We start from the raw sequence: 11,939 nt of genomic DNA, 5'->3' as shown, positions 1-11,939 counted from the left end.
CAGCGGTCCGGCTCGCCAGGCAAGAACCAAGGGAGGCGAGGGGGCATGTCCCCCTCGACCTTTCGCTTAACGGGAGGCGGGTGGTTGCAACCGCTCAAGAAGATACTGATCGCCGGCGGCGGGTCCGCTGGATGGATGACGGCGGCGCTGTGCTCGCGCCTGTTTCAAGGCCTCTACGAGATCGTGCTCGTCGAGTCCGAGGAGATCGGCACCGTCGGGGTAGGGGAGGCGACCATCCCCGCCATCAAGAAGTTCAACGAGCTTCTGGGCATCGACGAGGACGACTTCCTGCGCAAGACGCAGGGCTCGTTCAAGTTGGGCATCGAATTTCGCAACTGGTTCCGCAAGGGCGAGAGCTACCTGCACGGCTTCGGCGTGCTGGGGCAGGATCTCGGCTGGCTGCGCGTCCACCAGTACTGGCTGCGCATGCGCGAACTGGGCCGCGCGGGCGATTTCAACGACCTGTCGATCAACAACGCCATGGCGCTGCAGGACAAGTTCATGCGCGCCCGGGCGGACATGGCCGAGTCCCCGATCGGCCACATCGCCCATGCCTTCCACTTCGACGCGGGCCTCTACGCCAAGCACCTGTCGACCTACGCCCAGGCGCGCGGGGTCAACCGGCGCGAGGGCAAGATCGTCGACGTTACCCTGCGGCCCGAGGACGGCTTCGTGCAGTCGGTGACCATGAACGACGGCGAGGTCATCGTCGCCGACTTCTTCGTCGATTGCTCGGGTTTCCGCGGGCTGATCATCGAGCAGGCGCTGAAGACCGGCTACGAGGACTGGACGCACTGGCTGCCCTGCGACCGGGCCATCGCCTTGCCGTCCGAGCGCTCGGAGCACTTCACGCCCTATACCCGCTCGACCGCGCATGACGCCGGCTGGCAGTGGCGCATCCCGCTGCAGCACCGCACCGGCAACGGCCACGTCTATTCGTCCAAATATATCGACGACGACGAGGCCGAGCGCGTCCTGCTGTCGAACCTGGACGGCGCCCAGCGGGCCAATCCGCTGCGCATCCGCTTCACGACCGGCAAGCGCAAGAAGATCTGGAACAAGAACTGCGTCTCGGTCGGCCTAGCCAGCGGCTTCATGGAGCCTTTGGAGTCCACCAGCCTGCACCTGATCCAGTCGGCGGTGATCCGCCTGGTGCGGCTGCTGCCCGACGCCGGCTTCGACCAGGCCAATGTCGATGAGTTCAACCGCCAGAGCGACTTCGAGTACGAGCGCATCCGCGACTTCATCATCCTCCACTACAAGGCCACCGAGCGCGACGACACGCCGTTCTGGCGCTACTGCCGCGACATGGAGGTTCCCGCGACGCTGCAGCGGAAGATGGACCTCTTCCGCGCCAACGGCCGGGTGTTCCGCGAGGACGACGAGCTCTTCACCGAGGAGAGCTGGATCCAGGTGTTCCTGGGCCAGGGCGTGATCCCGCGCGGCCATGACCCGCTGGTCCGCGTCCAGTCGGACGACGAGATCGCCCGCTACCTCGGCAATATCCAAGCCGTCATCGGCAAGTGCCTGAACGTCATGCCGAGCCATGCCGAGTTCGTGGCGCGCACGTGCCAGGCGCCGCCGCTGGCCGCGCCCTCAGCCCCAACATCTTAGACGCTTACGGAGTAACGCCATGACGACCGCCGCCCAGCCTTCATCCGCCCTGCGGATCCTGTGCCGGACCACTGCCGCCGTGGCGTTGCTTTCCCTCGCTCCAATGTCGGGCGTGCTCGCCGAGGTCATGCCGACCAAGAACAGCGCCCCGCTGGCGCCGCGCGCCAACGACCCGGCCTGGGCCCGCGCCGACGCGCTCGTCAAACAGATGACGCTCGACGAGAAGATCACGTACCTGCACGGCCTGTTCCCGCCGATGACCAAGACGGTCCCGGCCGACATGATCCCCTCGGCCGGCTACGTGCCGGGCGTGCCGCGCCTGAAGATCCCGACCTTGCGCCAGAGCGACGCCAGCCTGGGCGTGGCCAACCAGGTCGAGCAGCGCAAGGGCGATGTCGCCACGGCCCTGCCGTCGGGCCTGGCCCTGGCCTCGACCTTCGAGCCCAAGCTGGCCTATGCCGGCGGCGCGATGATCGGCTCGGAAGCCCGCGCCAAGACCTTCAACGTGTTGCTCGCCGGCGGCATGAACCTGACCCGCGACCCGTGGGCCGGCCGCAATTTCGAATATCTGGGCGAAGATCCGCTGCTGGCCGGCGAGATGGCCGGCGAGCAGATCAAGGGCGTGCAGTCCAACCACATCGTTTCGACGATCAAGCACTTCGCCCTGAACGCCCAGGAGACGGGCCGCCACGTGATGGACGCCCAGATCGACGAGGCCGACCTGCGCGAGAGCGACCTGCTGGCCTTCCAGATCGCGATCGAGAAGAGCCATCCGGCCTCGGTCATGTGCGCCTACAACAAGGTCAATGGCGACTGGGCCTGCCAAAACGACTTCCTGCTCAACAAGGTGCTCAAGCGCGACTGGAACTATCCGGGCTGGGTGATGTCCGACTGGGGCGCGGTGCACAGCACGGTGAAGGGCGCCCTGGCGGGCCTCGATCAGCAGTCGGGCCAGGAGCTGGACACCCAGATCTTCTTCGGCGACGATCTGAAGGCGGCGCTGGCCAAGGGCGAGGTCAGCCAGGCGCGGCTGGACGACATGGTCCGCCGCATCCTGCATGGGGTGATTACCTCTGGCCTAATCGACAATCCGTTGCCGACGACCGCCCAGCCGATCGACTACGACGCCCACGCCAAGGTCGCCCAGGCCGTGGCCGAGCGCGGCTCCGTGCTCTTGAAGAACAACGGGAACCTGCTGCCCCTGGCCAGGACGGCCAAGAAGATCGTGCTGATCGGCGCCCATGCCGATGTCGGCGTGATCTCGGGTGGCGGTTCGTCCCAGGTCCGCTCGGTCGGCGGCGCGCCGGTCGAGATCCCGCTGAACGGCGGCGAGGCGGCTTCGTTCGTCCGCGTCACCTGGCACGCCTCCTCGCCGCTGGAGGCCATCAAGGCCGCCGCGCCGGGCGCTGAGGTGATCTATGTCGACGGCAAAGACCCGGCGGCCGCAGCGGCCGCTGCCAAGGATGCCGACATCGCCATCGTCTTCGCCTGGCACTGGCAGACCGAGGCTCAGGACGCTCCGTCGATCGTTCTGCCCGAGAACCAGGACGCCCTGATCGATGCGGTCGCGGCGGCCAACAAGAATTCGATCGTGGTGCTGGAGACCGGCGGCCCGGTGACCATGCCGTGGCTGGGTCGCGTCGGCGCGGTGCTGCAGGCCTGGTATCCCGGCCAGCGCGGCGGCCAGGCCATCGCCCGCCTGTTATTCGGCGAGGTCAATCCGTCGGGCCGTTTGGCCATGACCTTCCCCAAGTCCGCCGATCAGGCGCCGCGCGCCAGCGCGCCGGGCTTCGCCGAGCAGGCCGCGATCGACGATGCTCGCCGCGCCGGTCAGAAAGTCCCGGGCATCAAGGGCTTCCCCGTGAAGTACGTCGAGGGCGCCGCCGTCGGTTACCGCTGGTACGCGCAAGAGAAGCGCCAGCCGCTCTATCCGTTCGGCTATGGCCTCTCGTACACGAGCTTCGGCTACGCGAACCTCAAGGTCGAGGACGCGGCGGGCCTGAAGGTCAGCTTCGATGTCACCAATACCGGCAAGGTCGCCGGCGCCGACACGCCGCAGCTCTATGTCACGGCCGGCAAGCGCAAGCCGATGGTCCGCCTGGCGGGCTTCGAGAAGGTCGATCTGGCGCCGGGACAGACCAAGCGCGTCACCCTGACCGTCGAACCGCGCCTCCTGGCCGACTACGACGTCACCAAGCCCGGCTGGACGATCGCGGCGGGCAGCTATCCGCTCTACGTCGGCCGCAACGCGGGCGAGGCCGTGCTGACCGGCAAGGCCAATCTCAAGGCCTGGTCTAGGAAGCCGTGATGCGCGCGCTCCACGCCACCGTCGCGGTCGTGGCGCTCGCTTCGGCGGCGCCGGCCATCGCCGCGCCCAAGCTCCAGGCCTGGGTGACGACCGGCGACAAGAGCCAGCTGATGTCCGCCCAGGCGCCTTCGAGCGCGGTGCCGGCCGATGCGGTCGCCGGCCTGCCGCTGATCGCCGTCGATACCAAGGAGCGCCACCAGTCGATCGTCGGCTTCGGCGCGGCGATCACCGACGCCTCGGCCTGGCTGATCCAGAACAAGCTGACGCCAGCCCAGCGCGACAGCCTGCTGAAGGAGCTCTACGGACGCGAGCAGGGCGGTCTGGGGTTCAGCTTCACCCGCGTGACCATCGGCGCGTCGGACTTTTCGCTGGATCACTACAGCCTGGACGACGCCCCAGGCGGGGCGGCCGATCCGACGCTGGAGCACTTCTCGCTGAAGCGGCCACAGGAATACGTCTTCCCGACCGTCCGCGCGGCTCTGAAGATCAATCCCGAGCTCAAGGTCATGGCCTCGCCCTGGAGCGCCCCGGCCTGGATGAAGACCACGGGCTCGCTGGTGAAGGGCCAGCTGAAGCCCGAGGCCTATCCGGTCTATGCCGACTTCTTCGCCCGCTACGTCAAGGATGCGGCCAAGGTCGGCGTGCCGACCGACTATCTCAGCATCCAGAACGAGCCCGACTTCGAGCCCGAGAACTATCCCGGCATGCGCTGGCGGCCCCAGGATCGCGCCCGGTTCTTCGGCGAGAACCTCGCGCCGGCCTTCAGGCGCGCGAGAATCACGACCAAGGTTCTCGACTGGGATCACAACTGGGACCAGCCGCAGCAGCCGCTGACCGTGCTGGCCGATCCCAAGGCCAAGGCCTTCCTCGCCGGCGTCGCCTGGCACTGCTACGCGGGCGAAGTGGCGGCCCAGGAGCAGGTGAGGGCGGTTCACCCCGACAAGGATGTCTTCTTCACCGAATGCTCGAGCGGGGAATGGTCGGCGAAGTTCGACGACAGCTTCTCGTGGGTGGTCGAGCAACTGATCATCGGCTCCACCCGAGGCGGCGCGCGCGGCGTCCTGATGTGGAACCTGGCCCTCGACGAGACCTTCGGCCCGCACAAGGGCGGCTGCGGCGGCTGCCGGGGCGTCGTCTCGATCGACAGCAAGACCGGCGCGGTCACGCGGACCCAGGAATACTACGCTTTCGGTCACGCCAGTCGGTTCGTGAAGCCCGGCGCGGTGCGGATCGGCTCGCCGGCCAAGGTCGGCGACCTGCGAACCGTCGCGTTCCAGAACAAGAACGGTGAGCGCGTGATGATCGTACTGAACGTCGGAACCCAGCCAGCGAGCTTCGCGATCGGCGAGGGCGCTCGGCGTTTCAAGGCATTCCTACCGGCCCGCTCCGCCGGGACCTTCGTCTGGCGATAAACCGGACGCCGCTCGCGACGAGGCGATCCTCCTGGCGTCGTCGCGAGCGTCCATTTTTCGGGTTTGACGAACCTATAGCTCTGCGGTTATGAATAACTCATATCCAAGGAGTTATGAGTTGTCGGCAACCGATGCCCAAGACGCGCTCTTCAGAACACTGGCCGACCCCACACGGCGAGCCATTTTCGAGCGCCTGTGCCGTGACGGCGAACAGACCGTCGGCGCCATCACTGTCCAGGCGGGCGTGTCCCAACCAGCGGTCTCCAAACATCTCGGCGTGCTCAAGCTCGCCGGCCTGGTCCGTGATCGCCACGAGGGTCGTCAGACCCACTACAGCGCCCAGTTGGGCGCCCTGGCGCCGCTGACGGACTGGACGCGCCAGATGACCGGCTTCTGGGAAGCCCGGTTCGACAACCTCGAAAACCTTCTCAACAGGATGGACCAATGACCGAAGCCCGTTCCGTCATCGTCGAGCGCGACATCTCTCATCCGCCCGAAAAGCTATGGCGCGCCCTGACGCAGCCGCACCTGATCTCCGAATGGCTGATGCAGAACGACTTCCAGCCGACCGTCGGCCACAAGTTCAATCTGCGCGGCGAATGGGGCGGGGTCCTGGACTGCAAGGTGATCGAGGTCGAGCCGCCGACGTCGCTGTCCTACAGCTGGGATTTCGAGCACGAGGACCCGGCTTACGACCTCAAGAGCGTGGTGACCTTCACCCTGACCCCGACCGGCGGCGGCACGCATCTGCGCATGGAGCAGGTGGGCTTCCGTCCCGACCAGAAGCAGGCCTTCGGCGGCGCCCATGCCGGCTGGAAGACCTTCTTCGGCAATCTCGAGCAGCTGCTGACGCGGCTGGACCAAACCGTAGAGTAGGGGACTCTCACCATGAACAAGTGGATGCGCCAGGTTCACCGCTGGCTGTCGATCGCCTTCACACTGGGCGTTCTGACCTACATCGTCACGATGACCGTGGGCAAAGCCCAACCGCCGGGCTGGGTCGGACTGCTGGCCCTGATCCCGCTGATCATACTGTTGGTCACCGGGCTCTATCTGTTCGCGCTGCCGTACGTGCTGCGGATGCGCGGCCGAGCCAGCGCTTCATAATCATTAACGAGCGGCCAGATCATGAAAAAGTCCCGTCCAGAAGATGAAGGCGTTCCGGCCTCGATCCTGATCGATCGGGCCATCCAGGAGCTCGGCGGCTGGCGTGGCGAAACGCTGGGCCGGCTGCGCGCGCTGATCAAGGAAGCCGACCCGGATGTGGTCGAGGAATGGAAGTGGGGTCAGCCGGTCTGGTCGCACGACGGGATCATCTGCACCGGCGAGAGCTACAAGACCGCCGTGAAGACAACCTTCGCTAACGGCGCGTCGGTGGCGGATCCCAGCAAGCTGTTCAATTCCAGCCTGGAAGGCGCGACCCGGCGAGCGATCGATTTCGGCGAAGGCGTCGAGATCAACGAGACCGCGTTCAAGGCGCTGATCCGTGCCGCCGTCGCGCTGAACGCCGCCAAGGCGTCCAGCAAGACCAGGAAGGCGCCGAGGGGCGCCTGAGGGATTGAGAGACGGTCGGAGACGAGGGTCTTCGGCCGTTTCCTAAACTTCATGGATCAGAGGGAAGCGTGAGACGGCCAGCGACAGGCGCGTCCAGCTTCGCCAATCCATATATCGTCTAAGATATATTATCAGAAATAGCGGATGGCCTTGGTTTTGCGCCCACCGATGCGGATCCAGCCGCAATTTCGGCGTTGATCGCAAGTTCTGCGGCTTACGGCGCACGAACTCGTCAATGAGGTCGAGATTTCGGCCGTTGTGCGCGTAGTCGGCTCTAGGCCGCGACCCGGGCGTCCAGCAGCGCCAGCTTGGCCAATACGCGGTCCAGGGTCGAACGTTTCACGGGCTTGCCGTCGCGCAGCTTGGTCCAGGTCGTTTCGCTGATCGAATAGCAGTCGAACAGATGCTCGCGCGTGACGGCGGGCAAGCGCGCCCTGAGACGCTGGAACACTTCGCGAGAGATGGTGACGGTTTCGGCCATGACGATTGGGTCGAGTGACGCTCGGGTAAGTGAACTCTACCGCGTCCCTATGACGGTGTTGTTGGACGAGCTTATTTCAACGCTGTTACGTAAGGCCAAGTTTTCGCCGAACTTGGGGGAAGTTGCGACGAAGGACGTTTGGGAGCGCTTTCAGCGCCTGGTTTAGGCAGCTTACGCCTCGAAACGACGGTCAAAAGTGACAACGCGGTAATCTAGAGCGTGAAGCGCATACCGTCGTAGGCGGGTTCCACGCCGGACGGCAGCTTGGCCTTCAGCGCGTTGAAATCCAGGTCGATGTGCAGATTGGTCAGGACGGCGCGACGCGGCTTGGCGCGAGTGATCCAGTCCAGGGCCAGTTCGACATGGGCGTGGGTCGGATGCGGCGTCCAGCGCAGCGCATCGACGATCCAGACGTCCAGATCGGCCAGGCTGGCCCAACTGGCGTCGGGCACCGCCCGAATGTCCGGCGTATAGGCCACGCCGCCGAAGCGGTAGCCGACGGCGCGGACCTCGCCGTGGTCGACATCGAACGTATGGACCGGGATCGCCCCGCTGGGGCCCTCGATCGCGAAATCCTCGCCCAGCGGCGGAACCAGGCGCGGCTCCAGGATCGCCGGATAGCCGCCCCGCGTCTTGAAAATGTACTCGAACCGCGCCAGCAGGCCGTCATGCGTCGCCTGGTCCATATAGGCCGGGATACGCGCCCGCTGGTTCAGGAAGAACGGCCGCAGGTCGTCGATACCGTGGGCCTGGTCGGCATGGTCGTGGGTGAACAGCGCCGCGTCGACGCGCTTGGCGCCGGCCGAGGCGGTCTGGAGCCTCAAATCGGGCGAGGTGTCGACGATGATCGTCGTCTCGCGGGAAGGGACGCCCTCCCCGATTTTCCGCACCATCAGCGAGCAGCGGGAGCGATGGTTCTTGGGCTCGGCCGGATCGCAATCGCCCCAATTGCCGTCAGAGCGCGGAACACCGCCCGAGGAGCCGGAGCCCAGGATCGTGAACTCCAGCTGACCGGTCATGGGCGTCGGATCCGGTCGAACAGGGCGAAGAACGCATCTTCAGTCCGCTGCTCGGTCTCGGCGCGCGTCCAGCCTCGGATTTCGGCCAGCTTGTCGTAGATGTGCGGCAGGTAGGCCGGCTCGTTGCGACGGCCGCGCATCGGCACCGGCGCCAGATAGGGGCAGTCGGTCTCGACGATGATCTTGTCGGCCGGCATGTCGCGGATCACCGCCCTCACCTCTTCGGCTGCCTTGAACGTCGCGATGCCGGAGACCGAGAACCAGGCGCCCAGCGCGGCGGCTCGGGCGGCCAATTCGGGGCCACTAGTATAGCAGTGCATGAGGATCTTGAACGGACCGGCGGCGTGCTCGGTTTCCAGGATCTCGGCCATCACATCGTCGGCCTCTCGGGTGTGGACCACCAGCGGCAGGCCGCTCTCGCGCGCGGCGATGCAGTGCTGGCGGAACACCTCGGCCTGCACCTCGCGCGGCGACAGGTCGTAGTGAAAATCGAGGCCGCACTCGCCGATGCCGATGACGCGCGGACGCTGGGCCAGCGCGACCAGATCGGCGGCGACTAGACCGGGGTTTTCCTTGGCCTCGTGCGGATGGGTGCCGACCGTGCACCAGATGTCGGGCTCGGCCATCGCGATTTCGTGCACGGCTTCGAACGAGCTGACCTTGTCGCAGATGGTGACCATCAGGCCGATGCCCGCTTCACGAGCGCGGGCGATGACGGCGTCCTTGTCCTCGGCGAACTGGGGGGCGTGGAGATTTACGTGGCTGTCGATGAGCATGCGGCTCACATCGCCGTCTTGGCCGCCGCGCGCAAGTCCGAGATGACGCTCCAGAACACGTCGGCGCGGTCCAGGTTCACCGCCTCGGCCTCGCCTGGCCAGCTGGAGAGGCGCTCCCAGGCGGCCGCCCAGCGGTCCAGGCCTGGCGAATTCTTGCCGTCGGCCGCGACCTGGGTGGCGAAGATCCGCACCTGGTCGGCCATGCGATCCATCAGGAGCTCGAACCGCGCCGCGCCTTCCGCGCCCCGGAAGGTGTCGGCCATGGCCAGCAGCGCACCCTCGTCGATCTTGGGCAGGCCGCGCAGGATCTCGTTGGCTGCGTCGTCCATCTCGATGGCCTTGGCGGCGGCCAGTTGCAGCGCCTTGCCCGGCGCGCCGTGGGCCATGCGGGCCAGTCGCTCGGCGTCGCGGCCGGAAACGTCGGCCATGCGCTCGACCATCTCGGCGGCGGCCGGCACGCCCGGCGCGGGCACGGCCAGACGGCGGCAGCGCGAGCGGATGGTCGGCAGCAGCTTTCCTGGCGCGTGGCTGATCAGCAGGATGACGCCGCGCGGTGGGGGCTCTTCCAGCGTCTTCAGCACCGCGTTGGCGGCGTTGACGTTGAGGTCGTCGGCCGCATCGATGATCGCCACCCGATAGGGCGAGACCGCCGGCGTGGTGGAGAAGAATTCCGGCAGCTGGCGGGCCTCGTCGACCGGGATCGACTTGCGGGCCTTGCCGTCGTCGGTCAGGCGCTCCAGCACCATCAGATCCGGATGCGAGCGGGCCGCGACCTGGCGGCTGACGACGTCGGACGGCGCGGCGCCCAGCAGGCCTTGGCTCGGATCGGGCCGAGCGCCCAGCAGGCGGCGGGCCATTCGGTAGGCCAGGGTCGCTTTGCCGACGCCTTCGGGACCCGTCAGTAGCCAGGCGTGGTGCAGCCGGCCACGGTCCAGGGCGTCGATGAAAGCGGCCTCGGCGGCGGACTGGCCGTCCAGGCGGTAAACGTCGCGGGGATGAGCCGGCGTCGCCATCAGAGGTCCAGGCGCTGAGTGACGGCGTCGCCGATCGCGACCGTAACCGCGTCGATCTCGGCGTTGGCGTCGATGACGACGCAGCGCTCGGGCTCCTTGCGGGCGATCTCCAGGTAGCCGGCGCGCAGGCGCTGATGAAATTCCAGGCCCTTGGACTCGAACCGAGCGGCGCCACCACGGGCTTCGGCTCGCGTCAGGCCGACCTCGGCCGGCAGGTCCAGGATCAGGGTCAGATGTGGAACGGTCCCGCCCAGCACGTGGTCTTCCAGCGAGGCGATCAACGTCGCCGGCGCATCGCCGCCGGCGCCCTGGTAGGCCCGGGTCGAGTCGGCGAAGCGGTCGCACAGCACGACCTTGCCTTGAGCCAGGCTCGGACGGATCACCCGCTCCACGTGGTCGCGGCGAGCGGCGTACATCAGGAGCGTTTCGGTGACCGACGACCAGCGGTCGGCCGCGCCGTTGACCAGTAGCTCGCGGATAGCCTCCGCGCCCGGGCTGCCGCCCGGTTCGCGGGTGACGACGACGTCATGGCCGGCGGCCTGCAGACGTTCGGCGAGGCGGCGAATCTGGGTGGACTTACCAGCCCCCTCCCCGCCTTCGAAACTGATGAAATGGCCCTGGGTCACCGGTCTCCATTCGACCGGTTTCCGAGCCTTGTCCAGCGCTTCTAGGGACGAAGGACCGTAGCGCCGGAATAGCCCAGCGACTCGACCCGCTCGCGCAGGCTCCAAGCCTCGCCCTCGTCCTGACCGGCGGCGACCGTGACGCGGTAAAGCGTGCCGCTGGCGCGTTCGATCGGCTCGATAAGGGCGCGTCCGGCGCCGGCCAGTTGCCGTACGGCCTTCTCGGCGTTCTCGCGGTTCGAGAACGAGCCGGCCTGGATGCGGTAAGCCTTGGCCGGGATGGCGCCCAGGTTCGGCGGATTGATCTCCGGCGCGGAATAGTCGGCCATGCTCGGAAGCTGTCGGGCCGGCTGCACGGGCGGCGTCCACTCCGGTTCACGGCGCGGCGGCAGGACCTGCACGCGCTGCGGCGGTTCCTTGATGTCGTCGAAGCTGCGTGGCGCGGTCTCGGCGCGGGCGTATTGGCGCGGCGTGTCGAAGGCGGTCTTCGGCGCCGGGCCGACATAGCGGACGCGGACCTTGGCCAGGCCGTTCTTGCGATAGCCCAGCTCGTCGGCGGCGGCCTTCGAGAGGTCGATGATGCGGTCGTCGATGAACGGACCGCGGTCATTGACCCGGACGATCATCTTGCGGCCGTTGTCGAGATTGGTCACCTCGACCAGGCTGGGCAGCGGCAGCGTCTTATGGGCCGCCGACGGGATATCCATGTCGAAGATTTCGCCGTTGGCGGTGCGGCGGTTGTGGAACTGCTCGCCGTACCAGGACCCGGTCCCGGTGACGTTGTAGTCCTTGTCCTCGTGCGGATAGTACCAGATGCCCTTGATCTGATAGGGCTTTTCGGTGCCGCGCAGCGGTTTGCCGTCGCGGCCGACCGTCGAGCCAGGACGCGGCGCGCTGCCGGTGCTGGCAGCCACGGTCATGGAGGGCCTGCCGGCCTCGTACTTGGGCGTGGCGCAGGCGGCGAGGCTCGCCGCCGCCAGGGCCAGAAGGCCCAGGTTGCGCACGGTCCGCCAAACCTGATCGATACGCTGGTTCATCTCCAAGCCGTCCAGACGGGTCGCACCCTTCCGAGCTGGCATCTTCGCCTGTTTGTTTTGAAGTCTGGTTAAGGCGCGGGCGCGCTGATATAGCCGCCTGCT

Annotated in this window: 13 protein-coding genes; 7 read left to right on the top strand and 6 right to left on the bottom strand. The window is 66.9% G+C overall.

From position 1 onward, the window contains the following. The first annotated feature begins 84 nt into the window (after positions 1–84). From AC07NN_RS08335 to AC07NN_RS08305, 7 genes are all read left to right on the top strand, one after another. Positions 85–1,614, top strand: coding sequence for a tryptophan halogenase family protein (locus AC07NN_RS08335; protein WP_494639442.1), 1,530 nt, complete (start codon positions 85–87; stop codon positions 1,612–1,614). A gap of 19 nt (positions 1,615–1,633) precedes the next feature. Further along, the gene (locus tag AC07NN_RS08330) at positions 1,634–3,922 is read left to right on the top strand and encodes a beta-glucosidase (protein WP_494639440.1); all 2,289 of its coding nucleotides are present in this window, start codon (positions 1,634–1,636) and stop codon (positions 3,920–3,922) included. Beyond that, the gene (locus AC07NN_RS08325; protein ID WP_494639438.1) at positions 3,922–5,334 is read left to right on the top strand and encodes a glycoside hydrolase family 30 protein; all 1,413 of its coding nucleotides are present in this window, start codon (positions 3,922–3,924) and stop codon (positions 5,332–5,334) included. Before AC07NN_RS08330 ends, AC07NN_RS08325 begins: the two co-directional genes overlap by 1 nt. 118 nt (positions 5,335–5,452) lie before the next feature. After that, positions 5,453–5,782 (top strand): ArsR/SmtB family transcription factor, encoded by a 330-nt coding sequence (locus tag AC07NN_RS08320; RefSeq protein WP_494639436.1) that lies wholly within the window; start codon positions 5,453–5,455, stop codon positions 5,780–5,782. Then, complete coding sequence (locus tag AC07NN_RS08315) at positions 5,779–6,210, top strand: SRPBCC family protein (protein ID WP_494639434.1); 432 nt, start codon at positions 5,779–5,781, stop codon at positions 6,208–6,210. Before AC07NN_RS08320 ends, AC07NN_RS08315 begins: the two co-directional genes overlap by 4 nt. Positions 6,211–6,222: 12 nt before the next feature. After that, positions 6,223–6,441: a hypothetical protein gene (locus tag AC07NN_RS08310; RefSeq protein ID WP_494639432.1), complete on the top strand. Its 219-nt coding sequence runs from the start codon at positions 6,223–6,225 to the stop codon at positions 6,439–6,441. Between the two features lie 21 nt (positions 6,442–6,462). Further along, complete coding sequence (locus AC07NN_RS08305) at positions 6,463–6,888, top strand: DUF1801 domain-containing protein (protein ID WP_494639430.1); 426 nt, start codon at positions 6,463–6,465, stop codon at positions 6,886–6,888. A gap of 274 nt (positions 6,889–7,162) precedes the next feature. Here the strand turns inward: AC07NN_RS08305 and AC07NN_RS08300 are convergent, their stop codons facing one another. From AC07NN_RS08300 to AC07NN_RS08275, 6 genes are all read right to left on the bottom strand, one after another. Continuing rightward, positions 7,163–7,369, bottom strand: a complete 207-nt coding sequence (locus AC07NN_RS08300; protein ID WP_494639428.1) for a hypothetical protein — start codon at positions 7,367–7,369, stop codon at positions 7,163–7,165. Between the two features lie 212 nt (positions 7,370–7,581). Beyond that, positions 7,582–8,388, bottom strand: a complete 807-nt coding sequence (locus tag AC07NN_RS08295; RefSeq protein ID WP_494639424.1) for an MBL fold metallo-hydrolase — start codon at positions 8,386–8,388, stop codon at positions 7,582–7,584. Beyond that, positions 8,385–9,173: a TatD family hydrolase gene (locus AC07NN_RS08290; protein ID WP_494639419.1), complete on the bottom strand. Its 789-nt coding sequence runs from the start codon at positions 9,171–9,173 to the stop codon at positions 8,385–8,387. Before AC07NN_RS08290 ends, AC07NN_RS08295 begins: the two co-directional genes overlap by 4 nt. Next, positions 9,170–10,180: a DNA polymerase III subunit delta' gene (locus AC07NN_RS08285; protein ID WP_494640043.1), complete on the bottom strand. Its 1,011-nt coding sequence runs from the start codon at positions 10,178–10,180 to the stop codon at positions 9,170–9,172. Before AC07NN_RS08285 ends, AC07NN_RS08290 begins: the two co-directional genes overlap by 4 nt. Next, positions 10,177–10,803 carry a dTMP kinase gene (gene tmk / locus AC07NN_RS08280; RefSeq protein WP_494639416.1) on the bottom strand — a complete coding sequence of 209 codons (627 nt, stop codon included), beginning with the start codon at positions 10,801–10,803 and terminating at the stop codon, positions 10,177–10,179. The genes AC07NN_RS08285 and tmk overlap by 4 nt, the downstream gene beginning before the upstream one ends. Before the next feature lie 41 nt (positions 10,804–10,844). Then, positions 10,845–11,837, bottom strand: a complete 993-nt coding sequence (locus tag AC07NN_RS08275) for a septal ring lytic transglycosylase RlpA family protein (RefSeq protein WP_494639412.1) — start codon at positions 11,835–11,837, stop codon at positions 10,845–10,847. Between the last annotated feature and the right edge of the window lie 102 nt (positions 11,838–11,939).

Source organism: Caulobacter sp. GW821-FHT09H08 (genome assembly GCF_059415885.1).
The sequence above is the reverse complement of the archived record's forward strand: the minus strand, read 5'-3'. Positions and strand labels throughout refer to the sequence as shown.